21 protein-coding genes are annotated in these 26,698 nt (G+C 70.7%); 14 read left to right on the top strand and 7 right to left on the bottom strand.

The genetic code is table 11. The annotated features are described in order from the left end of the window. Positions 1-84 precede the first annotated feature (84 nt). Positions 85-1,041, top strand: coding sequence for a bifunctional riboflavin kinase/FAD synthetase (locus BCL76_RS23485; RefSeq protein ID WP_109781419.1), 957 nt, complete (start codon positions 85-87; stop codon positions 1,039-1,041). Between the two features lie 63 nt (positions 1,042-1,104). Here BCL76_RS23485 and BCL76_RS23480 read toward each other — a convergent pair whose 3' ends face one another. From BCL76_RS23480 to eccE, 3 genes are all read right to left on the bottom strand, one after another. Further along, a complete protein-coding gene (locus BCL76_RS23480) occupies positions 1,105-3,621 on the bottom strand; it encodes an SCO5717 family growth-regulating ATPase (protein WP_109781418.1) in 2,517 nt (838 codons plus the stop codon). Positions 3,622-3,727: 106 nt separating this feature from the next. Then, entirely contained in the window at positions 3,728-4,426 is a 699-nt protein-coding gene (locus BCL76_RS23475; protein WP_109781417.1) for a hypothetical protein, read from the bottom strand. Continuing rightward, positions 4,423-5,697, bottom strand: coding sequence for a type VII secretion protein EccE (eccE, locus tag BCL76_RS23470; RefSeq protein ID WP_258309863.1), 1,275 nt, complete (start codon positions 5,695-5,697; stop codon positions 4,423-4,425). The genes BCL76_RS23475 and eccE overlap by 4 nt, the downstream gene beginning before the upstream one ends. Positions 5,698-5,955: 258 nt before the next feature. Here eccE and eccB point away from each other — a divergent pair, with 258 nt between their 5' ends. The 4 genes from eccB to BCL76_RS23450 all read left to right on the top strand — a co-directional run bounded on the left by eccB (position 5,956) and on the right by BCL76_RS23450 (position 9,701). Next, positions 5,956-7,533 carry a type VII secretion protein EccB gene (gene eccB, locus BCL76_RS23465; RefSeq protein ID WP_109781415.1) on the top strand — a complete coding sequence of 526 codons (1,578 nt, stop codon included), beginning with the start codon at positions 5,956-5,958 and terminating at the stop codon, positions 7,531-7,533. 11 nt (positions 7,534-7,544) lie between these two features. After that, entirely contained in the window at positions 7,545-8,801 is a 1,257-nt protein-coding gene (gene mycP, locus BCL76_RS23460; RefSeq protein WP_109781414.1) for a type VII secretion-associated serine protease mycosin, read from the top strand. A gap of 216 nt (positions 8,802-9,017) precedes the next feature. Beyond that, positions 9,018-9,347: a hypothetical protein gene (locus BCL76_RS23455; protein WP_109781413.1), complete on the top strand. Its 330-nt coding sequence runs from the start codon at positions 9,018-9,020 to the stop codon at positions 9,345-9,347. 45 nt (positions 9,348-9,392) lie between these two features. Continuing rightward, positions 9,393-9,701, top strand: coding sequence for a WXG100 family type VII secretion target (locus BCL76_RS23450; RefSeq protein WP_109781412.1), 309 nt, complete (start codon positions 9,393-9,395; stop codon positions 9,699-9,701). A gap of 79 nt (positions 9,702-9,780) precedes the next feature. Here the strand turns inward: BCL76_RS23450 and BCL76_RS23445 are convergent, their stop codons facing one another. Both BCL76_RS23445 and eccCa read right to left on the bottom strand, forming a co-directional pair. After that, positions 9,781-10,026 (bottom strand): DUF397 domain-containing protein, encoded by a 246-nt coding sequence (locus BCL76_RS23445; RefSeq protein ID WP_030708695.1) that lies wholly within the window; start codon positions 10,024-10,026, stop codon positions 9,781-9,783. Between the two features lie 129 nt (positions 10,027-10,155). Beyond that, positions 10,156-14,112: a type VII secretion protein EccCa gene (gene eccCa, locus BCL76_RS23440; protein WP_109781411.1), complete on the bottom strand. Its 3,957-nt coding sequence runs from the start codon at positions 14,110-14,112 to the stop codon at positions 10,156-10,158. 166 nt (positions 14,113-14,278) lie between these two features. Here eccCa and eccD point away from each other — a divergent pair, with 166 nt between their 5' ends. The 6 genes from eccD (at position 14,279) to BCL76_RS23410 (ending at position 21,442) form a co-directional block, all read left to right on the top strand. Beyond that, positions 14,279-15,817: a type VII secretion integral membrane protein EccD gene (gene eccD / locus BCL76_RS23435; RefSeq protein WP_181382685.1), complete on the top strand. Its 1,539-nt coding sequence runs from the start codon at positions 14,279-14,281 to the stop codon at positions 15,815-15,817. Between the two features lie 185 nt (positions 15,818-16,002). Continuing rightward, positions 16,003-16,290: a 30S ribosomal protein S15 gene (rpsO, locus tag BCL76_RS23430; RefSeq protein ID WP_030718724.1), complete on the top strand. Its 288-nt coding sequence runs from the start codon at positions 16,003-16,005 to the stop codon at positions 16,288-16,290. 305 nt (positions 16,291-16,595) lie between these two features. After that, a complete protein-coding gene (locus BCL76_RS23425; protein ID WP_030766954.1) occupies positions 16,596-18,818 on the top strand; it encodes a polyribonucleotide nucleotidyltransferase in 2,223 nt (740 codons plus the stop codon). Further along, a complete protein-coding gene (locus BCL76_RS23420; protein WP_109781409.1) occupies positions 18,815-20,194 on the top strand; it encodes a M16 family metallopeptidase in 1,380 nt (459 codons plus the stop codon). The genes BCL76_RS23425 and BCL76_RS23420 overlap by 4 nt, the downstream gene beginning before the upstream one ends. A 26-nt stretch (positions 20,195-20,220) precedes the next feature. Then, positions 20,221-20,973 (top strand): 4-hydroxy-tetrahydrodipicolinate reductase, encoded by a 753-nt coding sequence (gene dapB, locus BCL76_RS23415; protein ID WP_109781408.1) that lies wholly within the window; start codon positions 20,221-20,223, stop codon positions 20,971-20,973. Between the two features lie 16 nt (positions 20,974-20,989). Next, positions 20,990-21,442, top strand: a complete 453-nt coding sequence (locus BCL76_RS23410; RefSeq protein WP_109781407.1) for a tetratricopeptide repeat protein — start codon at positions 20,990-20,992, stop codon at positions 21,440-21,442. Between the two features lie 35 nt (positions 21,443-21,477). Here BCL76_RS23410 and BCL76_RS23405 read toward each other — a convergent pair whose 3' ends face one another. Beyond that, positions 21,478-22,044: a hypothetical protein gene (locus tag BCL76_RS23405; RefSeq protein ID WP_181382684.1), complete on the bottom strand. Its 567-nt coding sequence runs from the start codon at positions 22,042-22,044 to the stop codon at positions 21,478-21,480. 48 nt (positions 22,045-22,092) lie between these two features. Further along, positions 22,093-22,332, bottom strand: coding sequence for a hypothetical protein (locus BCL76_RS23400; RefSeq protein ID WP_030766939.1), 240 nt, complete (start codon positions 22,330-22,332; stop codon positions 22,093-22,095). Positions 22,333-22,565: 233 nt separating this feature from the next. On the opposite strand from BCL76_RS23400, the gene thyX reads away from it, so the two are divergent. From thyX to BCL76_RS23385, 3 genes are all read left to right on the top strand, one after another. Next, complete coding sequence (thyX, locus tag BCL76_RS23395) at positions 22,566-23,306, top strand: FAD-dependent thymidylate synthase (RefSeq protein WP_109781406.1); 741 nt, start codon at positions 22,566-22,568, stop codon at positions 23,304-23,306. A gap of 200 nt (positions 23,307-23,506) precedes the next feature. After that, positions 23,507-24,406, top strand: a complete 900-nt coding sequence (gene dapA / locus BCL76_RS23390) for a 4-hydroxy-tetrahydrodipicolinate synthase (protein WP_109781405.1) — start codon at positions 23,507-23,509, stop codon at positions 24,404-24,406. A 124-nt stretch (positions 24,407-24,530) separates the two neighbouring features. Beyond that, on the top strand, positions 24,531-26,216 hold the full coding sequence (locus BCL76_RS23385) for a ribonuclease J (protein ID WP_109781404.1): 1,686 nt from the start codon (positions 24,531-24,533) through the stop codon (positions 26,214-26,216). Positions 26,217-26,698 lie beyond the last annotated feature (482 nt).

Raw genomic sequence — 26,698 nt, 5'->3', positions numbered from 1 at the left:
CACCGGCCACCGGCATGGCAGTCTTAGACCTGCAATCGGCAATCAGTTCAAGGACCAACCGGGTACGGGCGAGGAGCGGTCACAGTGCAGCGCTGGCGTGGCTTGGAGGACATCCCCCAGGACTGGGGACGCAGCGTCGTCACCATCGGCTCCTACGACGGCGTGCACCGGGGACATCAGCTGATCATCGGACGGGCGGTGGCCACGGCGCGCGAGCTCGGCGTCCCCTCCGTCGTGGTCACCTTCGACCCGCACCCGAGCGAGGTGGTCCGCCCCGGCAGCCACCCGCCGATCCTGGCCCCGTACGACCGGCGCGCCGAGCTGATGGCCGGGCTGGGCGTGGACGCGCTGCTGATCCTGCCGTTCACGGCGGAGTTCTCGCAGCTGTCGCCGGCCGACTTCATCGTGAAGGTCCTCGTCGACAAGCTGCACGCGCGGGCCGTCATCGAGGGCCCGAACTTCCGCTTCGGCCACCGGGCCGCCGGGAACGTCGACTTCCTGCGCGAGCTGGGCTCCACCTACGACTACACGGTGGACGTCGTGGACCTGGTCGAGCGGGGCGAGGCGGGTGGCGGGGTGCCGTTCTCCTCGACGCTGGCGCGCCGGCTGGTCGCGGAGGGCGACATGGACGGTGCGGCCGAGATCCTGGGGCGCCCGCACCGGGTCGAGGGCGTCGTGGTGCGCGGTGCGCAGCGCGGGCGCGAGCTCGGCTACCCCACGGCGAACGTCGAGACGCAGCCGCACACCGCGATCCCGGCGGACGGGGTCTACGCGGGCTGGCTGACGGCGGACGGCGAGCGGATGCCCGCGGCGATCTCGGTGGGGACGAACGTGCAGTTCGACGCGACCGAGCGGACCGTGGAGGCGTACGCGATCGACCGCGTCGGGCTGGACCTGTACGGGATGCACGTCGCCGTCGACTTCCTCGCGTACGTGCGCGGGATGGCCAAGTTCGAGTCGCTGGACGGGCTGCTGGAAGCGATCGCGGACGACGTGAAGCGGGCGCGGGTCCTGACGGACACGTACGACCTGAAGCGCTGACGAACGAAACGGAAGGGCCCGTATCACCCCCGGGGTGGTACGGGCCCTTCGCTGTGCCTACGGTCAGCCGAGGCGCGGGTCGCGCGGGGGCTGCTGGGGCTGGGGCGGCTGCTGGGGGGCCTGGGGCTGCTGCCAGGGCTGGCCGGGCTGCGGGTACGGCTGGCCGTAGGGCTGGGGCTGGTGGGGCTGGGGCGGCTGCTGGTACGGGGGTTGGCCCTGAGGCCCGCCGTACGGCTGCGGCTGCTGAGGGGGCTGCTGCCCGTACGGCTGCTGAGGAGCCTGGGGCTGCTGCGGCGCACCCCAGTGCCCCTGCGGGGCCTGCTGCTGGGCCCGCAGGAAGTCCTCGGCCACGAGCGCGGAGAGGTTGAAGTACGCCTCGCGCGTCTTGGGCCGCATCATGTCGAGATCGACCTCGGCGCCGGCCGCGAGGTGCTCGTCGAACGGCACCACGACGACACCGCGGCAGCGGGTCTCGAAGTGCTGCACGATGTCCTCGATCTTGATCATCTTGCTGGTCTCGCGGACCCCCGAGATGACCGTGAGGGAACGCGAGACGAGGTCGGCGTACCCGTGCGCGGAGAGCCAGTCGAGGGTGGTGCTGGCGCTGCTGGCGCCGTCCACGGACGGGGTCGAGATGATGATCAGCTGATCGGCGAGGTCCAGGACGCCGCGCATGGCGGAGTAGAGGAGGCCGGTGCCCGAGTCGGTGAGGATGATCGGGTACTGGCGGCCCAGCGTCTCGATGACGCGGCGGTAGTCCTCGTCGTTGAAGGTCGTCGAGACGGCCGGGTCCACGTCGTTGGCGATGATCTCCAGGCCGGAGGGCGCCTGGGAGGTGAACCGGCGGATGTCCATGTACGAGTTCAGGTACGGGATCGCCTGGACCAGGTCCCGGATGGTGGCGCCGGTCTCGCGGCGGACCCGGCGGCCGAGGGTACCGGCGTCCGGGTTCGCGTCGATGGCCAGGATCTTGTCCTGGCGCTCGGTGGCGAGGGTGGCGCCGAGGGCGGTGGTGGTCGTGGTCTTGCCGACGCCGCCCTTGAGGCTGATGACGGCGATCCGGTAGCAGGACATGACCGGGGTGCGGATCAGCTCCAGCTTGCGCCGGCGGTCCGCCTCGGCCGCCTTGCCGCCGAAGCGGAACCGGCCGCCGACGCCGTTGTTGTTGTTCTTGGGCTTCTGCTTGTTGCGCAACAGGCGGTCGGAGGACAGCTCGACGGCGGCGGTGTAGCCGAGGGGCGCCCCGCCGCCGGTCTGGCCGGCCGAGTAGCGCGGGTCGTGCGGCTGAGGCTGCGGCTGAGGTGCCGGCTGCTGCTGGTGGTGCGGTTGCTGGTGCTGTGGGGGTTGCTGCTGCCCGGGCCCGGTCGACCACTGACCGGCGGTGCGCGGGTCGTAGGGCTGCGGCGCGGCCGGCGGCTGCGGCTGCTGGGGCTGCGGGGGCGTGGGAGCCGACGGCGGGAACGGGTAGGCGTCCGGGGTCCCGAACGCGGGCGGCGGCGACGGCACTTCGCCGAGAGATCCCCCGAACGGGGTCTCCACGACGGCCGGCGGCGCGTCCGCGGGGCTGACCGGCGCCGACATCGGCGCGGGCTGCTCGGCGGTCGGCAGTACGGGCGTTCCCTCGGCGGGAGTGTCCTGCGGTCCGGCCCAGGGCGCGGGCGGAACCTCCGCGACCGGGTCGGCGACCGGCTCCGCGACGGGGGCCGACGGCAGGGCCGGGTACGGGGTGACCGTGTCGACGGGCGGCAGGGCCGGGAACGGCGTCGCGGGCTGGGCGTCCTCGGGAGCCGGCTCCGGAGCGACCTCCTCGACCGGAGGCAGGGGTACGGGCACCTCGGTGCCCGGGGTCGGGTCCGGGAAGGCCGGGGCCGGCGTCGGGTCCGGGAACGGCGCGATCGGAGCCGGGGCCGGAGCCGGGGCTTCGAGCACGGGCGGGGCCTCCTCGATCGGCGCGGGGGCCGGGGCAGGAGGCGGAACCGGAGCCGGGGTCGCGTACGGCAGTGCCGACTCGACGGGACCCGCAGCCGCGACCGGCGTCGGTCCCGGATCCTGGACCGGAGCCGGGACCACAGCCGGAGCCGCAATCTCAGCCGGAGCGGGAGCGGGAGCGGGAGCCGGAGCCGGAGCGGGAGCCGGAGCCGCGATCGGAGCGGGTGTCGCGATCGGTGCCGGAACCTCGGCCGGTGCAGGAGCCGGAGGAGCGACCTCGGCCGGAGCCGGGGTCGAGTACGGCAGGGGCTGAGCCTGGTATGCGGGGGCGGCGTCGACCGGGGCGACCGGGGCCGCCGGAGCGGGCGGGAACGGAGCCGGCAGCCCCGCCCCGTCGGACGGCGTCCGCGGAACCGGCGGAGCGATCCGCATCGTCGAGGGCGACTCCACCTCCGACGGGCGGTGGGGCTCGAAGCCACTGCCTTCGGGGAGTCCCGGCACCTGCGCGGCCGGGGTCCCACCCTGCATGTACCAGGCGGGCGGGGTGTAGTCGATGGTGAACTCGCCCGTCACATCGGACTCCGCGTCGGACTGATCGTCCGTCGGGACGTCCCACGTCCCGCCGCGCCTCTCGTTCCGATCGCCGCTCACTGGTCCTCCTGGTCTGTCGAACACTGGTCCGGCGCCCACCTCGCCGCGCCCGGACCCAGCCTAATCGCGCCCCGACGCCACTGTCCGCCCCCCTCGTGGGGCCGGGTCAGTCGATGCGCCGGGCCCCGCCGAGCAGGCCCGTCTCCGCTTCCGTCCCCTGGGTCATCACGAACTGCCGGTCCCTCGGCGTGCACCACAAGGTGACCCCGTCGCCCAGCGTCGGCAGGGAGTCCACCGCCGGTCTCGGGAGCCGCATCAGACGCCCGATCTGCTCCGCCTCGTCCGGGGACACCCGCTGCACGCCCACCAGGGACGACTGCTGCAGCAGGCGCGGCGCCGTCGGGCTCAGGTACGGCAGCAGGGTCAGCACCGACTGCCACGGTCCTGCCACCACGCGCCCGCGCGGCGGCCGCATCCCGCAGTCGCGGATCACCAGCACCGGGCTGCCCGCCGAGGCGCCCTGCGGCGGGATCCGGCCCACCTCGTGCAGGGTCACGCACTGCTGCCCGCCGCCCGCAGCCTGCGCCAGCCCGGACCACACGTGCCCGCGCCCGGTCTCCACCGCCACGCGCGCACCCGTGGCGGCCGCGCGCAGCGCCAGCACCTGGGCCGTCCACAGGCCGCCGATCAGGGTCACCTCGTACGGCGTCGGCCGGTTGATGCCCAGCACCGCCGACCGGCCCTCGGCGTCCACACCGATGACGACCCCGTCGTCCCCGACGGGCAGCGCCAGCAGGTCCAGGTCCGTGGCGGGCACCACGTGCCGCTCCCGCCGCGGGCCGACCAGCCCGAATCCGCCCCTCATCGCGCCCCTCCCAGCGGCAGCGAAGCCAGCAGCCCCGGCACCTGTTCACGGTCGAGCCGGACCAGCCCGGTCTTCACGCCCCGCGCGGTCCTCTCCAACTCCCGGCGAGCCGACACGAGTTCCTCGTCACTGCGACCCGTCACCCGTACGTGTCCGGTCAGGGTGACGCCCTGTCGCTCCGCCGGGGCCATCGTCAGGCTGAAGTTGGTCGCGAGCGCGGGCAGCGAGGTGAGCAGCGCCACGAACTGCGGCAGCGCCGCCGCACCCGCGCCGCCCAGCTGCGGCCAGCGACCTATCCAGTACGTCGTGTGCCGTCGGTCGTCGCAGCGCCAGGTCCGCGAGGTCTCCTCGGTCCGCCGACCGGTGCTGTTCGAGCGCCCGGCCTGGGTGATCGCCATCGGGTTCGCGCACGAGGAGGTGGCCAGCGCGGCCGTCAGCTCCTGCTCGGTCAGCACGGTGGCCGTGAACCCGGCCCCGGCCAGCCGGCTCGCCAATTGGTCCGCCGCGCGCACCAGGCAGCGCTGCGCACCGGCGAGCCCGCCGCCGCGCGCGGTGACCGCCTCGGGGCACAGCTCCGGGTCCAACTTGAGCGCGATCCACGTCAGCCGGACCGCCGGGGTGCCCGTCCGGGCCTGTAGCGGAGCGTAGTTGCGGGTCGCCATCGACCGCTCGGGCAGGTGCGGGGCGGGCGCCGGCTGGGTGTGCTGAACGAGCTGCGCGGACTCCAGCCGGATGCCGTCCACTTCGAGGATGTCCCGGACGACGGCCAGCGGCAGCGGTCGCGCCGCCCGGTCGGGCCGTAGCGCGGTGGCGTCCGTGTCCACCTGGACGACCGCGGTCAGGAAGGTCCCGTCGCCGACCATGCCGACCGGACGTCGGTCACGGTCGCTGAAGGTGAGGGTGCGCAGGGCCGGATCGGCCTCGACCAGCGGGGCGAGCCCCGGCTCCGTGCCCGTGGGCACGGTGAAGGCGGCGGCCCGGCGTCGGCGGGAACGCAGCGCGAGCGCGCCGCCGATCCATTCCGGCAGGGAGCGCTGGTGGCGGCGGACGACCGCGAGCACCACCAGGACGAGCGCCAGGACACCGGCGGGAACCAGCAGGAGCGGTTCGACCACCCAGGCCACCAGCAGGGCCGCTGCCGCGACTTGGAGGAGCACGAGCTGTTGCAGTCGGAACGGTCCGAAGCGGCCGGGGCTCGACTTCGGATGCGGCGTCACCCCGACACGTGCCGGTGCGGGCGCGCGGGTCTGCTGCTCCGTCGCGGTGGCCATCACTCGCGCACTTCCCCTTTCCGGGGCCGGACCCCGTGAGTCCGGGCGTTGCGCGGCACCTGCCGCACGTCCCCGGAATCTCCCCAATCCACCCCAACAAGCCCTGATTGACCCGGTGCGGAGGGGGCTGGGCGGCAGCCTCACCCTACCCGGCCCCTTCATACCGTCCGTCAAGAGGCATAGTAGGTGCCCGGTCCGACAATCGAGGCCCGGGGACCGTACTCACCGGCCGGGCCGTGCGGGGAGAAGCAGGCGGTCATGGCATCACGACGTGATGAGCTCAACGCGTACACCTTTGCGAAGCGGCGCACGGTGGCCGCGTTCCTCCAGCCATCCGCCACGGGAACCGAGGAAGGCGCGCCGCGTCCGCTGCGCGCGGTCCTTCCCGGGCTGATCGTCGGCGCGCTCGTGCTCGCCGGATTCGGCGCCTGGGGCATGTTCAAGCCGACGGCGCCCAAGGGTTGGGCCGAGCCGGGGACCCGGGTCATCGTCGGTAAGGAGTCGACGACCCGCTACGTGGTCCTGACGACGAAGGTGGGCGGCAAGGACCAGACCCGGCTGCACCCGGTGCTGAACCTCGCCTCCGCCCGACTCCTGCTGGACCCGACGAAGTTCAAGGTGATCACGGTCGACGACAAGGTCCTCGACGCGGGCAAGCCGCCGCGCGGCCCCATCATCGGCATCCAGTACGCCCCCGACCGGCTCCCCACCAAGGAGGAGGCCGGCAAGGCCAAGCGCTGGGCCGTCTGCCAGCAGCCCGGGGGCAACGGCCGTGGCGTGCAGACCGCCACCTTCGTGCTCGCCGACCGCGAAGCCACCAAGACGGACGACGCGCGCAGGCTCACCGACACCCAGTCGCTCTACGTGCAGAGCACGGCCCCGGGCCAGGAGCGCTACCTGGTCGACGCGTCCGGTACGAAGTACAAGTTCCCGGAGGGCACCCCGGCCGCCGGGACGATGACCAACGCGCTGGTCGGCACCGGTGCCACCCCGCAGCAGGTCGGCCCGGAATGGCTGGGAACCCTCAACTCCGGCGAGGACCTGGCCTTCCCGGCGCTGCCCGGCAAGGCCGGTACCGACGCCGGGGTCAAGGGTCTGGGCACCGCCGACAACAAGGTCGGGATGGTGCTCCAGGCGCAGACCGGCTCCGGCGCACAGCACTACGTGGTGCTGCCCGGGAAGGTCGCCCCGGTCTCCGACTTCGTCGCCTGGCTGCTGATCTCGGCGCCCGCGACCGACGGCCTCAACATGCACGGCAAGCCCCGCGAGGTCGACCTCCAGTCGATCAACCCGGACCCCGCGCCGTTCGCGGGCGACGTCAAGTGGCCCCAGAAGAAGACCGAGCGCATCAACCAGACGACACCGCCCGCCGGTAACCAGGCCGGCGGGGCCAACAACCGCGACACGGTCTGCAACGTCCTGCGCTCGGTCGACGGCCAGGGCAACCAGACCCTGAGCACGTGGGCCGGCACCGGCTACCCGATCGACATCACCGCCAGCGGCACCAGCGCGTACGTCACCCCGGGCTCGGGCCTGCTCTACACCCAGGTCCAGGGCAAGCAGACCACCGCCGGCGGCTCCCTGTTCCTGGTCACCGACACCGGTCTGCGGTACGCCGTCCAGGCCAACGGCGACAGCGACAGCGAGCAGTCGAAGATCGGCGCGCCCGACCAGTCGAAGGCCGATACGGACGGCCGCCCCGAGGCCAGCCAGGCGCAGGTCCGGCTCGGCTACGGCAGCGTCAGCCCGGCCATGGTGCCCATCGCCTGGTCGGAGTTCCTCTCCAAGGGGCCGCGCCTGGACACCAACTCCGCCCGCCAGCCCCAGGGTTCGTGAGGAAGCCGCCGATGACCCCGACCCACGCGCCCCGGCGGACCCTCCTGGCCGCCGCCTTCGCCCTCACCCTGGCCTCGGGCGGCACGGGCACGGCCGCCGCGGCCACCGCCCCCGCGCCGCAGCCCCCGTACGCGCTGCGCCTCGACGGCGCGGGGGAGTGCACCTTCCCCATGAAGAAGCAGATCGAGGACCGCCCCTGGGCGCTCCAGCGGCTGCTGCTCGACGAGCTCTGGGCGCAGACCAAGGGCAAGGACAAGAGCGGCAAGAGCGTCCGCGTCGCCGTCATCGACACCGGGGTGGACCGGGCGAACCCGCAGCTCAGCGCCGCCATCGACACCGGCGCCGGCAAGGACTTCGTCGACCCGAAGGGCGGCGACGGCACCACCGACACCATCGGCCACGGCACCAAGGTCGCCGGACTGATCGCGGCCCGCCCCCAGCAGGGCACCGGCTTCGTCGGACTGGCCCCGGACGCCACCATCATCCCGATCCGGCAGAACGACGGTCAGGGCAAGGGCAACGCCGCGAACCTGAGCCAGGCCATCGACCACGCGGTGGCCAAGGGCGCCCAGGTGATCAACATCTCCCAGGACACCGACGCGCAGCTGTCCACCGAATCCGACCTCGGCAAGGCGGTCCAGAAGGCCGTGGCCGCCAACGTCGTGGTGGTGGCCTCGGCGGGCAACGACGGCATGAGCGGCCAGAAGCGCAAGACCTACCCGGCGGCCTTCCCCGGCGTGCTCGCCGTCGGCGCCTCGGACCGCAACAACGAGCGGGCCCAGTTCTCCCAGCCCGGCGACTTCATCGGGGTGGCGGCGCCCGGCGTCGACATGGTCTCCACCGTCCCCGGATTCGGCCAGTGCATCGACAACGGCACCAGCTTCTCCGCGCCGTACGTCGCCGGAGTGGCCGCCCTGCTGCGCGCCGAGCACACCGACTGGTCCGCGCAGCAGATCGTCTGGCAGATCCAGAACACCGCCGAGCGCGCGATCAACGGCCGTGACGACTACGTCGGTTGGGGCGTCATCGATCCGGTGCGCGCGCTCTCCCACGACCAGGAGGCCCCCAAGGCCCCGGTCCCCGACCCCGGCCCGCCCCCGGCGGCCGCCCCGGAGGCGGCGCCGCTGCGACTCACGGAGACGGCCCAGGAGCGCCAGGAGCGGTACGGCACGTACGCTCTCGGCATCGGGGCGATCCTGATCGCCGTCATCGCCGGAACGGCGACGGTCGTCCGCGACGCCCGTCGCCGCAAGCGCCGTTTGCAGTGAACGGTCACAGTTCATCTACGGAAGCGCCCCACCGGTGTTGGGGCTGTCAGATGATCTGGCTAGAGTGGCACCAGGCTTCACGAGTGTGATCGGGGGATCGCGTGGAGCGGAGGGGGACACCCGAAGGCGCGTGGCTCGAAGCCGGGTCCGGGTCCGTGTCCGCTCCGCTGCGCAATCCGCCGGTTCTGCCGGCGAATTGAGAAATGAGGAGCTTCGATGAGCACGAACACCTTCGGACTTGCAGACGATCCGGTCATCAAGGCGAAGACCAAGATCGAACAGACGGGAACCGCCGTCTCCAAGCAGGCCCGCGAGCTGGCTGACATCCTCGAAACCGTGAGCGCCGGCTGGACCGGTGTCGGTGCCGATGGGTTCAAGCGGGCCCAGGTGATGCTGAACCAGGACCACGACGAGATCCGTCGTCTGCTCCGCGTCCTGCACCACGCGGTGTCCGAGACCAAGAACCTGACCAACGCCCAGGACGACGAGGTGCAGGCGGCGTTCCGTCAGGGGATCCAGTCCATCTCGGGCCTCAACAGCATCTGACCCACGTCGTTTTCAGGTAACGCGCTCAGCGAGAAGGAGAAGCACATGGCTGCCGACGACGGCCACACAAAGGTCCGGTATGACAGCGTCCAGCTGATGGCCAACCGCATCCGCCAGGTCTCGAAGAACATCATCGACGACCTGTCAGAGATGGAGCGGGCGGTGAAGGTCGTCACGGACACCTGGGACGGTGAGGCGCACGGCCAGTACCTCGACCTCCAGGGCAAGTACCGCACCAAGGCCGACCACATCAAGGACATGCTGGAGAAGGTCGCCCAGCTCGTCGAGCGCGGCAAGGACGACTACCGCGCCACCGACAAGAAGGCCTCGCAGCTGTTCACCGAGGCCTTCTGAGCCCGGTCGCCGACAGGTCCGCACACGCCGAAGGGGCGCGCCCGCACCGGGCGCGCCCCTTCGGCGTCCTGCGCTCCGCTCAGGGACGGTGCCGGTCGAGGTCGAACTCCCCGTCCCTGGCGCCCAGGACGAAGGCCTCCCACTCGGCGGCCGTGTAGCGCAGCACCGTGTCCCGGTCCAGTGAGGACCGCATGGCCACCGCCCCCTCGGGAAGCCGGGCGATCTCGACCCGCTCCTCGTCCGGGCTGGTCCCGGGCGGTCCCTCCCACTCCACGCCGCTGATGTCGAGCGCGTACAGCTCGTCCTTCTCCTGCTGGGTGCCCATGGGCGGCCTCTCCCTCGGTGGCGCGTGTTCACCGCCGATTATCGGTGCTGCGCCACCGACCGGGAGAGGTTTCCACCTGATCCTCCCGGTGGCCGGCCCCTGAGAGGGGTCCGGCCACCGGGAAGGCGATCACATGTGGCCCGGCATCCGCCCGAGCTGCACCAGTGACGTCCCCCGCCTGCGCGTGGCGAAGTACGCCCGGCCCGGCGGCATCGGACGCGGCCGCACGGTGCCGACGAGGTCGCCCTCGGACGGGTCGCCGGACAGCACGATGCCCTGCGCGCCCAGCTCCTTGATCCGCTGCATGAACGGCTCGTACATCGAACGCGAGGCACCCGCCGAGTTGCGGGCGATGATGAAGCGGACGCCCGTGTCCCGCGCGAACGGCAGGAACTCCACCAGCGGCGCCAGCGGATTGCCCTGACTGGTGGCCACCAGGTCGAAGTCGTCGATCACGATGTACACGTCCGGGCCCGTCCACCAGCTGCGGTCACGCAGCTGCTGCGGGGTGACGTCGGTCGGCGGCTGCCGGCGCGAGAACACCCCGCCCAGCGCCTCCATGTGCATCTGCAGGGAGCTCGCCATCGGCGCGTACTCCAGCAGGTGCTCCTCCGGCAGCGCCCCGAGCAGGCTCCGCCGGTAGTCGCCGACGACCAGACGCGCCTGGTCCGGTGTGTAGCGCTCGGAGATCTGCTTGGCGATGAGCCGCAGCAGGTTCGTCTTGCCCGACTCGCTCTCGCCGAAGACCAGGAGGAAGGGGTCCGTCTCGAAGTCGACGAACACCGGCTCCAGGTCCGTCTCGTCGATACCGATCGCGATCCCGCGGCCGGGGTGCTCCCCGCCCTTGGGCAACTGGTCGGAGTGGAGCAGCCGCGGCAGCAGCCGCACGCCCGGAGCCGCCTGCCCCGACCAGTTCTGCTTCACCGCTTCCACGAAGGCCTCCGTGGCCTCCGACAGGTCCCCCGCGTCGTGGGAGCCGTCGATCCGCGGCAGCGCGCCCAAGAAGTGCAGCTTCTCCGCCACCTGACCGCGGCCCGGCATCCCGGGCGGAACGTTCGCCGCGACCTTCCGGTCGAACTCGGAGTCCATGGTGTCACCGAGCCGCAGCTCCAGCCGGCTGAGCATCTGGTCCTTGAGCGCCGCGCGTACCTCCATGTAGCGCGCCGCCGTGATCACCACGTGGATGCCGTAGCCCAGACCACGGGAGGCGATGTCCGTGACGATCTGCTCCAGACCGTCGTACTCGCCCTTGAAGTTGCCCCAGCCGTCGACGATCAGGAACACGTCGCCCCAGGGCTCACCGGGCAGGTCGCCCGCCGCCCGGCGCCGCCGGTAGGTGCCGATCGAGTCGATGTTGTTCGCGCGGAAGAACTCCTCGCGACGGTTGAGGATGCCCCCCACCTCCGCGACCGTACGCCGGACCCGCTCCGGGTCCAGGCGCGAGGCGATGCCGCCCACGTGCGGCAGCTCGGAGACCGCCGACAGGCTGCCACCACCGAAGTCCAGCCCGTAGAACTGCACCTCGCGCGGGGTGTGGGTGAGCGCGAACGACGAGATCAGCGTCCTCATCAGCGTCGACTTGCCCGACTGCGGACCACCGACCACCATCAGGTGGCCTGCCGCACCCGAGAAGTCCCGGTACAGCACCTCGCGCCGCTGCTCGAACGGCTTGTCGATGAGGCCGAGCGGTACGACGAGCCCGCCGGGCCGCGTGTACCCGTCCGCGTGCAGACCGCGCTCCGCGCTCGGCGCCAGCGCCGGCAGCAACTGGTCCAGCGGCGGAGCCTGGTCGAGCGGCGGCAGCCACACCTGGTGCGCCGGCACCCCCTGCCCCTCCAGCCGGCTCACGATCACGTCCAGCACCGTGTCCGCCAGCGCGTCGTCCTCGCGCGACGACTGCGCCGCCAGGTACGCCGGGTCCGGGGCCGCGTACACCACCGGCACCGGGGCCGCCGTGAACAGCGCGGGCCGCCGCTCCACCGGGAACTGCCCCACCGACAGGTCCGGCCCGCCCGAGCGGTAGGTGCCCGAGACGTACGCCGCCTTGAAGCGGGTCATCTCGTCCGTACCGAACTTCAGGTAGCCCGAACCGGGCACCGACGGCAGGTGGTAGGCGTCGGGCACGCCGATCGCGGTCCGCGACTCCGCCGCCGAGAAGGTCCGCAGACCGATCCGGTACGACAGGTACGTGTCCAGGCCGCGCAGCTTGCCCTCCTCCAGGCGCTGCGAGGCCAGCAGCAGGTGCACACCCAGCGAACGGCCGATGCGGCCGATCTGGATGAACATGTCGATGAAGTCCGGCTTCGCCGTCAGCAGCTCGCTGAACTCGTCGATGACCAGCACCAGCGAGGCCAGCGGCTCCAGCGGGGCGCCGGCCGCGCGGGCCTTCTCGTAGTCGTGGATGTTGGCGTAGTTGCCCGCCGAACGCAGCAGCTCCTGGCGGCGCTGCAGCTCACCGCGGATCGAGTCGCCCATGCGGTCCACGAGGGTGAGGTCGTCCGCCAGGTTGGTGATCACCGCCGCCACGTGCGGCATCTGCCCCATGCCCGTGAAGGTCGCGCCACCCTTGAAGTCGGCGAGTACGAAGTTCAAGGTCTCCGAGGTGTGCGTGACCGCCAGCCCCAGCACCAGCGTGCGCAGCAGCTCCGACTTGCCGGAACCGGTCGCGCCCACGCACAGGCCGTGCGGACCCATGCCCTCCTGAGCGGCCTCCTTCAGGTCCAGCATGACCGGCGCGCCGTCCTCGCCGACACCGATCGGCACCCGCAGCCGCTCACCCGCCGACCGCGGCCGCCAGGTCCGCGCGACGTCGACCGCCGCCGCGTCACCCAGGTTCAGCAGGTCGGTGAAGTCCAGATTGGCCAGCAGCGGCTCGTCGTCGTCCCCGCCGCCCGTGCGCATCGGCGCCAGCTGCCGGGCCAATGCCTCCGCGGCGGGCAGCGACAGCGTGTCCGGCACGCCCTCGTACGCGACCCCCGCGCCCGACTCCAGACGCAGCCGGCCCGGCCGCACCACGACCGACAGCCCACCGCGCTGCTCGTCCAGCTCGCCCGCGACCACCTCGACGATGGTCACGCCCTGCAGACCCTCGGCCGCCGCGAACACCGAGTCCGGCGGCACCATGCCACCGTCCAGCACGACCACCAGATGCGGCTGGTCCAGCACAGGCGACACCTCACGGCTGAACCGCGGCCGGCTCTCCAACCGGGAGGCCAGCAGCCCCTCCAGCTCGGCGAGGTCGTCACCGAACAGGCGCTTCGTACCGGCCCCGTCGACCTGACCAGGCACCTGCGTGTGCGGCAGCCACTTCGTCCAGTCCCACGACGGCACCGCACCCGGCGCGGCCACCACGGCCACCATCAGGTCCTCGGGGGAGTGCAGCGTCGCCAACTGCGCCACCATCGCCCGCGCGGTACCGCGCGCGGACTCCGGCTCCCCGGACACCGTCACGTGGTAGAAGGCCCGTATCGACAGCGCCATCGGCAGCCCGTCCAACGAGGAGTGCACCTTCAGGAACCGCTGCATCGCGCCCGCGGTCAGCGGCTCCAGCTCGTCCACCGGCGCGGTGTCCGGCGCCACCAACGGGGTCGCCAGGCGCTGCGCGCCCAGCCCGACCCGGGCCTGCCCGAAGTCCTGGTCGCCGACCCGCCGCTCCCACAGCCGCGAGCCCTCCGCCACCACCGACCACAACTGCTCCGGTGCCGGGTGCAGATACAGCTGCGCGTCGCGCTGCGCCCGCGCGGTCCGGCGTACCTGACGACGGGTCTGCGCGAGATATTTGAGATAGTCCCGGCGCACATCGGCCATTTGCCCCTGCGTACCCCGCCGGTGGCGCACCAACTGCGCGACCACCATGGCCACCGTCGACGCCAGCATCAGCACACCCATGATGCGCATGAAGGGGGCCGCGCCCGGCATGAAGAAGAAGACGACGGAAGAGCCCATGCCGAGCATCGGCAGGAGCTGCATCAGCATGCCCTCCTGCTGCCCGCGCGGAAGTTCGGGCGGAGCTTCCAGCCGCAGCTCCTCCGCGGGAACCTCGGGCGGCAGGGACCGCGGCGGGCGTTTGACGACGATCTGGCTCACCGGAGCATCAATCCCTCGAAAACGGACGGGACGTCGCAACCGGCGCCCCCAAGTCCCGGGCGCGAAGGGGGTCTCCCCCACGCGACGGTGATCCTACTTGCCGACAGTCGGTCATAAGCCCGGTAGGGTGGCGCGCGCAGCATGCGCATCCGCGAATCGACCGCCGATGCGGGCGCCAACCAGGGGGGTCACACAGGTGAGTACGGCCGGGACGACGGGTTTCTGCAGGGTCACCGTCGTGGCCCCCGACAGTCGCATCGACGTCGCCCTCCCCGAGGACATCGCCGTCGCCGACGTCTACCCCGAGCTGCTGCGCCTCACCGGCCAGACCCAGCCCGTGGGCGCCCCGACCGGCTTCCACCTCGTACGCCGCTCCGGCACCGTCCTCGACGGCGCCCGCACCCTCGCCGGCCAGCAGGTGCTCGACGGCGAGGTGCTGAGCCTGCGCCCCTTCGCCGAGTCCCTGCCGCCCGCCGTGTTCGACGACGTGTCCGACGCCGTCGCCTCCGCCGTCGTCCGCGACCGGCACCGCTGGAGCGACGACATGCTGCGCGGCGCGGGCCTGGCCGGCGCCGCCGTGCTGCTCGTCATGCTGGGCTTCGTCCTCTGGTACGCCGACCCGCTGCGCCACGACATGCACGGCCTGCCCGGGATCATCGCGGGCGCCGTCGGCATCCTGCTCACCGCAGTCGCCGGAGTGCGCGCCCGGGTCTACGGAGACCGGCTCTCCGCCGTCGCGCTCGGCCTCGGCGCCCTCCCGCACCTGATGATCGCCGGCTCCGGGATCATCGCCCCGGCCGTCGGCCAAGGCCCCGGCCGCCTCCAGTTCCTGCTCGGCTGCGTCTGCGCCCTGGTCGCCTCCGTCACCCTGGTCGCGCTCACCCCGAGCGGCGACGCCCCCTTCGTCGCGGCCACCTTCGTCGCCGCCACCGGAACCCTCGCCACCTTCGTGGCCATCGCCACCGAGGCGTCCGCCACCGACGCCGCCGCCGTCTGCGCGCCCGTCGCCATCGGCCTCGTCGCCTTCCTTCCCGGCCTCTCCGCCCGCTTCGCCCGCCTGCCCATCGGCTACGCCGCCCCGCAGAGCGCCACCGAGGACTACGAGACCCCGGACCGCTACGAGACCGAGCCCTACGGGGAGCAGAGCGGCCCCGACCAGCACGAGGCGGCCGGTACCCCGCTCGACGCCGAGGCCATCGCCGCCCAGGCCCGTCGCGGCCACGAGATGCTGCTCGGCCTGGTCGGCGGCTGCGCCGCGGTCGCCGTCGGCGCCGCAGCCGTCCTCGGCTTCTCCGAGAACACCTGGGGCCGCCTGCTGGCGCTCGCCACCGGCCTCGCGATGCTCCTGCGCGCCCGCCTCTTCCGTTACACCTCCCAGGTGGTCTGCGCCCTGACCGCGGGCCTCGTCGCCATCGCCCTGCTGATCCTGGGCATGGCCCTGCACCCGCCGACCGACCTGCTCGAAGCCCTCGTCCTCAAGCAGGACAGCAGCGGCCTGGACCTCCGTACGATCTGGCTGACCGCCGCCGTCGCGGCCGGTGCCGCCCTCCTCGCCGGAATTGCGCTGGTCATACCCCGCAAGGGTCTGTCACCCTTCTGGGGGCGGCTGCTCGACCTCACCGAGGCGGCGGTCCTGCTCAGCCTCGTACCGCTTACCCTGGCCGTGCTGGACGTCTACTCCCGCGCCAGGTCTCTCACCAGCTGAGACGTGGCGGAGCGGCAGCCTGGTACGCTGTGTGACGGCCGTTTGTGTACGCGTCCCCCGGACTCCTCGCCAAGAGGGTCTGTGGACTGCGCTCAGCGGACCCCGCCTCCCGAGTAACGGAAGCTCCCCAGAGAATCAGACCTGGGGCACTCGGTGGCAACGAAGACCTATCACGAGGAGTACGCGTGCCGCTCGACGCCGCTACGAAGAAGCAGATCATCACCGAGTTCGGTGCCAAGGAGGGCGACACCGGCTCCCCCGAGGTCCAGGTTGCGATGCTCTCCCGCCGCATCTCGGACCTGACCGAGCACCTCAAGACGCACAAGCACGACCACCACTCCCGTCGTGGTCTGCTGATCCTGGTCGGCCAGCGTCGCCGCCTGCTGCAGTACCTGGCCAAGAAGGACATCCAGCGCTTCCGCGCGCTGGTCGAGCGCCTCGGCATCCGCCGCGGTGCGGCCGGCGCCAAGTAAGACGTGTGAAGGGAGCGGTTCCCACATCCGGGGGCCGCTCCCTTTGCTGTACGTGCGGGACGGACCGGACCCTTTGTAGTCTGGAACGGACGCACGTGTACGTCCGACGACGAGACGTGCACAACTGAAGAGGAGGAGCGCCCTCCCACGCCGCCGGTCCTCGGTAGTGGCACCCGGAATGCCCCCAAGGGCAACGAACCGGGTGCTTCGATCGAAGACCGGCCCGCACGCCAGGAGCGCTTCTCCGCAACCGTCCACCGCCACACGGGCGGCGGACGGAGACGACGAAAATGGAGAAAACGCTAGTGGAGAACGAGACCCACTACGCCGAGGCCGTCATTGACAACGGTTCCTTCGGCACCCGCACCATCCGCTTCGAGACGGGCCGTCTGGCCCGCCAGGCCGCCGGCTCCGCCGTTGCCTACCTGGACGACGACACGATGGTGCTGTCCGCCACCACCGCGTCGAAGAAGCCCAAGGACCAGCTCGACTTCTTCCCCCTGACGGTGGACGTCGAGGAGCGGCAGTACGCGGCCGGCAAGATCCCCGGCTCCTTCTTCCGCCGTGAGGGTCGCCCCTCCGAGGACGCGATCCTCACCTGCCGCCTGATCGACCGCCCGCTGCGCCCGTCCTTCAAGAAGGGCCTGCGCAACGAGATCCAGGTCGTCGCCACGATCATGGCGCTCAACCCCGACCACCTGTACGACGTCGTCGCGATCAACGCCGCGTCCGCGTCCACCCAGCTGGCCGGTCTGCCCTTCTCCGGCCCGATCGGCGGCGTCCGCGTCGCGTTGATCCGTGGCCAGTGGGTCGCGTTCCCGACGCACACCGAGCTCGAGGACGCCGTCTTCGACATGGTCGTCGCGGGCCGTGTCCTGGAGGACGGCGACGTCGCGATCATGATGGTCGAGGCCGAGGCCACCGAGAAGACCATCGCCCTCGTCAAGGGCGGCGCCGAGGCGCCGACCGAGGAGGTCGTGGCCGCCGGTCTCGACGCCTCGAAGCCCTTCATCAAGGTCCTCTGCAAGGCCCAGTCGGACCTGGCCGCCAAGGCCGCCAAGCCCGAGGGCGAGTTCCCGGTCTTCCTGGACTACCAGGACGACGTGTACGAGGCCCTCGCGGCCGCCGTCAAGGGCGAGCTCACCCAGGCGCTGACCATCGCGGGCAAGCAGGACCGCGAGGCCGAGCTGGACCGCGTCAAGGAGATCGCCGCCGAGAAGCTCCTCCCGGCCTTCGAAGGCCGCGAGAAGGAGATCTCCGCCGCCTACCGCAGCCTGACCAAGGCCCTGGTGCGCGAGCGCGTCATCAAGGACAAGGTCCGCATCGACGGCCGCGGGATCACGGACATCCGTACCCTCGCCGCCGAGGTCGAGGCCATCCCGCGCGTGCACGGCTCGGCGCTGTTCGAGCGTGGCGAGACCCAGATCCTGGGCGTCACCACCCTCAACATGCTCCGCATGGAGCAGCAGCTGGACACCCTCTCCCCGGTGACCCGCAAGCGCTACATGCACAACTACAACTTCCCGCCGTACTCCGTCGGTGAGACCGGCCGCGTCGGTTCGCCGAAGCGCCGCGAGATCGGCCACGGCGCGCTCGCCGAGCGCGCGATCGTGCCGGTCCTCCCGACCCGCGAGGAGTTCCCCTACGCGATCCGTCAGGTGTCCGAGGCCCTCGGCTCCAACGGTTCGACGTCCATGGGCTCGGTCTGCGCCTCCACCATGTCGCTGCTGAACGCCGGTGTGCCCCTCAAGGCCCCCGTCGCCGGTATCGCCATGGGTCTGATCTCCCAGGAGATCGACGGCAAGACGCACTACGTCGCCCTCACCGACATCCTCGGTGCGGAGGACGCCTTCGGCGACATGGACTTCAAGGTCGCCGGCACCAAGGAGTTCGTCACCGCCCTCCAGCTGGACACCAAGCTGGACGGTATCCCGGCCTCCGTCCTGGCCGCGGCCCTCAAGCAGGCCCGCGACGCCCGCCTCCACATCCTCGACGTGATGATGGAAGCGATCGACACGCCGGACGCCATGTCCCCGTTCGCCCCCCGGATCATCACCGTCAAGATCCCGGTGGACAAGATCGGTGAGGTCATCGGGCCCAAGGGCAAGATGATCAACCAGATCCAGGAGGACACCGGCGCCGAGATCACGATCGAGGACGACGGCACCATCTACATCGGTGCCTCCGACGGCCCGGCCGCCGAGGCCGCCCGTGCCACGATCAACTCGATCGCCAACCCGACCATGCCGGAGGTCGGCGAGCGCTACCTGGGTACGGTCGTCAAGACCACCACCTTCGGTGCCTTCGTCTCCCTCATGCCCGGCAAGGACGGCCTGCTGCACATCTCGCAGATCCGCAAGCTCGCCGGTGGCAAGCGCGTGGAGAACGTCGAGGACGTGCTCGCGGTCGGTACCAAGGTCCAGGTCGAGATCGCCGAGATCGACCAGCGCGGCAAGCTCTCGCTGGTTCCCGTGATCGACGGCGAGACCGCCGGTGACGACGCTGACAAGGACGACTCCGACAAGTGATGTCGCGTAGTTCCCGTGTGACGGCCCGCCCCTCTTCGGAGGGGCGGGCCGTCGCCCGTACCCAAACCCTCCTCAAGGGCAGCAACGGCGTCGGCACCGTCCGGCGCACGGTCCTGCCCGGCGGACTGCGCATCGTCACCGAGACGCTGCCCTCCGTCCGCTCCGCCACCTTCGGTATCTGGGCGCACGTCGGCTCCCGTGACGAGACGCCCACGCTGAACGGCGCCACGCACTACCTGGAGCACCTCCTCTTCAAGGGCACGCACAAGCGCAGTGCCCTCGACATCTCCTCCGCGATCGACGCGGTCGGCGGCGAGATGAACGCCTTCACGGCGAAGGAGTACACCTGCTACTACGCCCGGGTGCTCGACACCGACCTGCCGCTGGCCATCGACGTGGTCTGCGACATGCTCACCGGTTCGCTGATCCGTGAGGAGGACGTCGACGCCGAGCGCGGGGTCATCCTCGAAGAGATCGCGATGACCGAGGACGACCCGGGCGACGTGGTGCACGACCTGTTCGCGCAGACCATGTACGGGGACACTCCTCTGGGGCGTCCGGTCCTCGGCACCGTCGACACGATCAACGCGCTCGGCGCCGACCGGATCCGCCGCTTCTACAAGAAGCACTACGACCCGACGCACCTGGTCGTGGCCGCCGCCGGCAACGTCGACCACAACAAGGTCGTGCGCCAGGTCCGGGCCGCCTTCGAGCAGGCCGGCGCGTTGACCCGTACCGACGCCGAGCCGATCGGCCCGCGCACCGGCACCAAGCGCATCCGTACCGCCGGCCGCGTCGAACTGGTGAACCGCAAGACCGAGCAGGCCCACGTGGTCCTCGGCATGTCCGGCCTCGCCCGTACCGACGAGCGCCGCTGGGCGCTGGGCGTGCTGAACACCGCTCTCGGCGGCGGCATGTCCTCGCGCCTCTTCCAGGAGGTCCGCGAGAAGCGCGGCCTGGCCTACAGCGTGTATTCGTACACCTCGGGCTTCGCCGACACCGGCCTCTTCGGCGTGTACGCGGGCTGCCGGCCCAACCAGGTCCACGACGTGCTCCGGATCTGCCGCGACGAGCTCGACAAGGTCGCGACCGAGGGACTGGCCGACGACGAGATCAAGCGGGCCATCGGCCAGCTCTCCGGGTCCACCGTCCTCGGCCTGGAGGACACCGGCGCGATCATGAACCGCATCGGCAAGAGCGAGCTGTGCTGGGGCGACCAGATGTCGGTCGACGACATGCTGGCCCGGATCGCCGCCGTGACCCCGGACGACGTCCGCTCGGTCGCACAGGATGTACTGGCACAGCGGCCCTCGCTCGCGGTGATCGGCCCGCTGAAGGAGAAGCAGGCCGCCCGTCTCGACGAAGCGGTCGCCTAGTTCCGTACGGCAAGTAAGGAAGCGATATGAGCAAGCTGCGCGTGGCGGTCCTCGGAGCCCAGGGCCGGATCGGCGCCGAGGCCGTCAAGGCGGTCGAGGCCGCCGAGGACATGGAACTGGTGGCGGCGCTGGGCCGTGGCGACAAGCTGGAGACGCTGGCCGACGCCGGCGCCCAGGTCGCGGTCGAGCTGACCACCCCGGCATCGGTGATGGGGAACCTGGACTTCCTCATCCGCCACAACATCCACGGAGTGGTCGGTACCACCGGCTGGACCGAGGACCGCCTCGCGCAGCTGGGCACCTGGCTCGACGGCGCACCGGAGACCGGTGTGCTCATCGCCCCGAACTTCTCCATCGGCGCCGTCCTCACCATGAAGTTCGCCGCCCAGGCCGCCCGCTACTTCGAGTCCGTCGAGGTCGTCGAGCTGCACCACCCCAACAAGGTCGACGCCCCCTCCGGCACCGCGACCCGTACGGCGCAGCTCATCGCGGCCGCCCGCGCCGAGGCCGGCCTCGGCGCCCAGCCCGACGCCACCGCCACCGCCCTCGACGGCGCGCGCGGCGCGGACGTCGACGGCGTTCCGGTGCACGCCATCCGCCTGCGCGGCCTGCTGGCCCACCAAGAGGTGCTCCTCGGTGGCGAGGGCGAGACCCTGACCATCCGTCACGATTCCCTGCACCACAGCAGCTTCATGCCGGGCATCCTGCTCGGTGTGCGCCGCGTGACGCAGACCCCGGGCCTCACCTTCGGCCTGGAACACTTCCTCGACCTGGGCTGACCGGACTGATTTCACGATGCGCGCGAAGATCACGTACTTCATCACGGCCGCCGTCCTGGTGGTCTACTTCGTCCTGGTCGGCAGCCGGGGCCTGATGCTCATCGAGCACGGCACCTGGCTCACCGTCACCTTCGGTGTGGCCGTGCTGATCCTGCCGGTCATCGGTGTCTGGTTCCTCTGGCAGAACACCCGGTTCGTCACGCGGGCCAACCATCTCGCCACCGAGCTGGAGGCCGAGGGCGGACTGCCCGTCGACGAGCTGGAGCGGGACAAGTACGGGCGGATCCTGCGGGATTCCGCCGACGAGGTCTTCGCGCGCCGCAAGGCCGAGACCGAGGACGCGCCGGGGGACTGGCGCAGCTGGTTCCGCCTCGCCGTCGCCTACCACGACGCCCGGGACACCCCGCGGGCGCGCAAGGCGATGCAGCGGGCGATCGCCCTGCACGACAAGAAGCCCGTACAGGTCTGATCCCTGTACGGGCTTTCGGGGGTGGCTCGGGTCGGTCAGGCGGCCACGGGCCGGTGCTCCTCGGCCCAGGCGGCCACCGTGTCGGCAGCGCGGTCGAAGGCCTCGGTCCGCGACAGGAAATCGGCGTTGTGGTCCGTCAGCAGCACCGGTGCGTCCGCACCGTCCCGCGCGGCCATCGTCAGCGCCTGACCCTGTACGGTCCTCGGCAGCCCGAGCCAGCGCACCGGCTGCTGCACCGTACGGAGTTCGCCGATCTCGCTCCACGCCGTGGTGCGGGTCACGAAGAACCCCACCCGGCGCAGCCCCGCGGGGCTCACCCATACGCCGACGCGCAGGGTCTGCACCGCCGACCCGACGACCGCGAGCGCGGCGATCAGGCAGATCAGGGCCCCGCCCCAGCCGCCCGCGAAGGCGACGATCATCGTGGCCAGCAGCATGAAGGCGGACAACAGGAGCAGCAACGCGCCGATGCCCACGCGCCAGGGGCCGGGCCGGTAGGGCCGGCGCCAGCGGTCCTGGTCGGCATGGGCCAGGATCTCGTCGCCGTCGCCGTCGTCATCCACATCGGATACGCCGTCGGCCGTCAGGAAGGGCAGGGGCACGGGTGGACCTCACTCACATGCACGTTCGGTTGGGCTGTGCCCGTGAGGCTACCGCCCCTGGGACGCCTCCGACTGCTGCGACTTCTCCGGCACCTTGCTCGGCTGCAGTGCGGGCATGCCGAGGAGCAGTGAGCCGGCGAGCCCCGCAACCACGGTCAGTCCGACCAGAGTACGGGCGACCAACTGGGTTCTCCCCAGGCGCTCGCGCGGCGGCGGAGTGACATTGCTTCGGAAGCGGTCGGCCTCGGAGACGAAGGCGAACGGGACGGGTTCGCGCCGGAGGAACATCAGAGCGAATCTCCTCGGGGTGGGTGGTGTGGGTTCTGCCAAGTAGGACGTACGGGCCCGCCGATCGGTGCCGGATTTCGGGACATCAGGAAAAAATCGATGGCGGTGCGTCAGCCGGCGACGCCCCGCGCGGGGCCTCGGCTCAGCCCGCACGCCGCGTGCGTCTGCGCAGGCCGCGCGAGGGGCGCCGTAGAGTGGGCGCGCCCCAGGACGCACGTTTGGAAGGACCCCCGGTGAGCGAAACCGCCGCTTCAGATCTGAAACCCAGCTTCCGCAGTGATGTGACGGTGGAGCTGGTGAAGCACTCCGCCGCCGACTCCGACGTACTGTGGGCCGCTCGCGTCTCCACGGCCGGCGAGCAGTCGCTGGAGGAGCTGCAGAAGGACCCGGAGCGCTCCAAGGGCCTCATCAACTATCTGATGCGCGACCGCCACGGCAGCCCGTTCGAGCACAACTCGATGACGTTCTTCATCAGCGCCCCGATCTTCGTCTTCCGCGAGTTCATGCGCCACCGCGTGGGCTGGTCGTACAACGAGGAGTCGGGCCGCTACAGGGAGCTCGAACCGGTTTTCTACGTCCCGGACGCCGAGCGCAAGCTGGTCCAGGAGGGCCGCCCCGGCAAGTACGTCTTCGTCGAGGGCACCCAGGCGCAGCAGGAGCTCACCGGGCGCGTCATGGAGGACTCCTACGTGCGGGCCTACGAGGCCTACCGCGAGATGCTCGCCGCGGGCGTGGCCCGGGAGGTTGCCCGTTCGGTCCTGCCGGTCGGTCTTTTCTCGTCGATGTACGCCACCTGCAACGCGCGCTCGCTGATGCACTTCCTCGGTCTGCGTACGCAGCACGAGCTCGCGGCGGTCCCGTCCTTCCCGCAGCGGGAGATCGAGATGGTCGGCGAGAAGATGGAGCAGCACTGGGCGAAGCTCATGCCGCTGACGTACGCGGCCTACAACGGCAACGGTCGCGTTGCCCCGTAAGGGTCGTTACACCCGCGGCGTACAGATGTACGGCGTCAAGTCCTAAGTGTCCGTATTGCGACGTTTCGTAAAGTTCATCTAGGCTGATCAAACGGACCCGGCACTGCTTGAACCCCCGAGCAGGCAGTGCCGGCGTCCAACACCCCGTTGACGTCCCCCGAGGGGACACCGCGAGCATGGCAGCGAGTAGCGTGTTACCCATGGCTCCGATCTCGACTCCGCAGACCCCCTTCGGGCGGGTCCTCACCGCCATGATCACGCCGTTCACGGCGGATGGCGTACTCGACCTCGACGGCGCGCAGCGGCTCGCCGTCCACCTGGTGGACGCAGGCAACGACGGCCTGATCATCAACGGCACCACCGGTGAGTCGCCGACCACCACCGACGCGGAGAAAAACGACCTCGTACGAGCCGTGCTCGAAGCCGTCGGAGACCGCGCCCACGTGGTCGCCGGTATCGGCACCAACGACACCCGTCACACGCTCGAGCTGGCCCGCGAGGCCGAGCGCACCGGCGCCCATGGCCTGCTCGCCGTCACCCCGTACTACAGCAAGCCGCCGCAGGAAGGCCTTTTCCGGCACTTCACGGCGATCGCCGACGCGACCGAGCTGCCGGTCATGCTCTACGACATCCCCGGCCGCAGCGGTGTCCCGATCGACACCGAAACCCTGGTCCGGCTGGCCGAGCACCCCCGTATCGTTGCCAACAAGGACGCCAAGGGCGACCTCGGCCAGGCAAGCTGGGCCATCGCACGGAGCGGCCTGGCCTGGTACTCGGGCGACGACATGCTGAACCTGCCGCTCCTGTCGATCGGCGCGGCCGGATTCGTCTCCGTCGTCAGCCACGTGGTCACCCCCGAGCTGCGCGCCATGCTGGAGGCCCACCTGGGCGGAGACGTCCAGAAGGCGACCGAGATCCACCAGAAGCTGCTCCCGATCTTCACCGGCATGTTCCGTACCCAGGGTGTGATGACCACCAAGGGCGCGCTGAACCTGCAGGGCCTGCCCGCGGGCCCGCTGCGACTCCCGCTGATCGAGCTGACCGCCGAAGAGACGGCCCAGCTCAAGATCGATCTTGCCGCCGGCGGGGTACAGCTCTGACAACAGACTTCACAACTGAATAAGAACGAACAAACACATACCGAACAGACAACAGCAAGTGCACGAATGACATGCGCGCCACGTGCCTTCCGGGGTACGTGGCGTGCGTGGTGAGGAGACACTTTTGAGCCATCCGCATCCGGAACTCGGTCCGCCGCCGAAGCTGCCCAAGGGCGGCCTCAGAGTCACCCCCCTGGGTGGTCTCGGCGAGATCGGCCGCAACATGACCGTCTTCGAGTACGACGGCCGTCTGCTGATCGTCGACTGCGGCGTCCTCTTCCCCGAGGAGGAGCAGCCGGGCATCGACCTGATCCTGCCGGACTTCACGTCCATCCGGGACCGCCTCGACGACATCGACGGCATCGTCCTCACGCACGGCCACGAGGACCACATCGGCGCAGTCCCCTACCTCCTCCGGGAGAAGGCGGACATCCCGCTGATCGGCTCCAAGCTGACGCTGGCCCTCATCGAGGCGAAGCTCCAGGAGCACCGCATCCGCCCCTACACCCTCGAGGTGAAGGAGGGCGAGCGCGAGGCCCTCGGCCCGTTCGACTGCGAGTTCATCGCGGTCAACCACTCCATCCCGGACGCCTTGGCCGTGGCCATCCGTACGGGCGCCGGCATGGTCGTGGCCACCGGCGACTTCAAGATGGACCAGCTTCCGCTGGACAACCGTCTGACCGACCTGCACGCCTTCGCGCGTCTGAGCGAGGAGGGCATCGACCTCCTTCTCTCCGACTCCACGAACGCCGAGGTCCCGGGCTTCGTCCCGCCCGAGCGCGACATCTCCAACGCCATCCGTGGCGTCTTCGCGACGGCCCAGAAGCGGATCATCGTGGCGTCGTTCGCCAGCCACGTGCACCGCATCCAGCAGATCCTCGACGCCGCCCACGAATACGACCGCAGGGTCGCCTTCGTCGGCCGCTCGATGGTCCGCAACATGGGCATCGCCCGTGACCTGGGTTACCTGAAGGTCCCCGCGGGCCTCGTCGTCGACGTCAAGACCCTCGACGACCTGCCGGACGACGAGGTCGTGCTGGTCTGTACGGGTTCGCAGGGCGAGCCGATGGCTGCCCTGTCCCGCATGGCCAACCGCGACCACCAGATCCGGATCGTCCCCGGCGACACCGTGATCCTGGCGTCGTCCCTGATCCCGGGCAACGAGAACGCGGTCTACCGCGTGATCAACGGCCTGACCCGCTGGGGCGCCAACGTCGTGCACAAGGGCAACGCCAAGGTGCACGTCTCGGGCCACGCCTCGGCCGGCGAGCTGCTGTACTTCTACAACATCTGCAAGCCGCGGAACCTGATGCCGGTCCACGGCGAGTGGCGCCACCTGCGTGCCAACGCCGAGCTCGGTGCCATGACGGGCGTCCCGAAGGACCGCATCGTCATCGCCGAGGACGGCGTGGTCGTCGACCTGATCGACGGCAAGGCCCGGATCTCCGGCAAGGTCCAGGCCGGCTACGTGTACGTGGACGGCCTCTCGGTCGGCGACGTCACGGAGGCCTCGCTCAAGGACCGCCGGATCCTCGGCGACGAGGGCATCATCTCGGTCTACGTCGTGGTGGACAGCACCACCGGCAAGGTCGTCAGCGGCCCGAACATCCAGGCCCGCGGCTCCGGCATCGAGGATTCGGCGTTCTCCTCGGTCATTCCGAAGATCGAGGAAGCCATCGCCCGCGCCGCGGCCGACGGCGTCGCCGAGCCGCACCAGATCCAGCAGCTCATCCGCCGCACGATGGGCAAGTGGGTCTCGGACGGCTACCGCCGCCGCCCGATGATCCTGCCGGTCGTCGTCGAGGTCTGACCCTCGCCGTAGCGACCGAACGGGAGCGGGGCAACCGGATTTGCATCCGGGGGCCCCGCTCCAGTACGTTTACGTCTCCACCTCGCACGGCACCCCGGCACACACGTGTGTCCGACGAGCCATGCGGGCGGGTGGGAATCAAGACCCAGGGAGACCTGATAAAGTCTGATCCGCCCGAAAGGGAAAGGCCCGTCCAACGGCCGCCAATTCAAATCCGAGTCGGAATCGACAAGGAAATGGTCTGGTAAGGTTGGAGCCGCTGGAAAGGAAAACGCGAAAGCGAGTACCTGGAAAGCACCGAGGAAGTCGGACACGAAAGAGTCTGATAGAGTCGGAAACGCAAGAACAGAACGAAAGCCCGGAGGAAAGCCCCAGCGGATGTCGCGGGGGTGAGTACAAAGGAAGCGTCCGTTCCTTGAGAACTCAACAGCGTGCCAAAAATCAACGCCAGAAGTTGATACCCCGTCCACTTCGGTGGATGA

It is taken from the genome of Streptomyces sp. CG 926 (assembly GCF_003148825.1).
Lineage (GTDB): Bacteria > Actinomycetota > Actinomycetes > Streptomycetales > Streptomycetaceae > Streptomyces.
Note: the sequence above shows the minus strand (reverse complement) of the source record. Positions and strands in the feature narration are given on the sequence as shown.

What these genes read in the sequence shown, in the direction of transcription:
- BCL76_RS23410 (WP_109781407.1), top strand. Translation starts at nt 20,990, where the DNA reads ATGCGCGCGAAGATCACGTACTTCATCACGGCCGCCGTCCTGGTGGTC.
- mycP (WP_109781414.1), top strand. Translation starts at nt 7,545, where the DNA reads ATGACCCCGACCCACGCGCCCCGGCGGACCCTCCTGGCCGCCGCCTTC.
- BCL76_RS23445 (WP_030708695.1), bottom strand. Translation starts at nt 10,026, where the DNA reads ATGGGCACCCAGCAGGAGAAGGACGAGCTGTACGCGCTCGACATCAGC.
- BCL76_RS23400 (WP_030766939.1), bottom strand. Translation starts at nt 22,332, where the DNA reads ATGTTCCTCCGGCGCGAACCCGTCCCGTTCGCCTTCGTCTCCGAGGCC.
- dapA (WP_109781405.1), top strand. Translation starts at nt 23,507, where the DNA reads ATGGCTCCGATCTCGACTCCGCAGACCCCCTTCGGGCGGGTCCTCACC.
- eccE (WP_258309863.1), bottom strand. Translation starts at nt 5,697, where the DNA reads ATGGCCACCGCGACGGAGCAGCAGACCCGCGCGCCCGCACCGGCACGT.
- dapB (WP_109781408.1), top strand. Translation starts at nt 20,221, where the DNA reads ATGAGCAAGCTGCGCGTGGCGGTCCTCGGAGCCCAGGGCCGGATCGGC.
- eccB (WP_109781415.1), top strand. Translation starts at nt 5,956, where the DNA reads ATGGCATCACGACGTGATGAGCTCAACGCGTACACCTTTGCGAAGCGG.
- BCL76_RS23475 (WP_109781417.1), bottom strand. Translation starts at nt 4,426, where the DNA reads ATGAGGGGCGGATTCGGGCTGGTCGGCCCGCGGCGGGAGCGGCACGTG.
- eccD (WP_181382685.1), top strand. Translation starts at nt 14,279, where the DNA reads ATGCGGGCGCCAACCAGGGGGGTCACACAGGTGAGTACGGCCGGGACG.
- BCL76_RS23450 (WP_109781412.1), top strand. Translation starts at nt 9,393, where the DNA reads ATGGCTGCCGACGACGGCCACACAAAGGTCCGGTATGACAGCGTCCAG.
- BCL76_RS23455 (WP_109781413.1), top strand. Translation starts at nt 9,018, where the DNA reads ATGAGCACGAACACCTTCGGACTTGCAGACGATCCGGTCATCAAGGCG.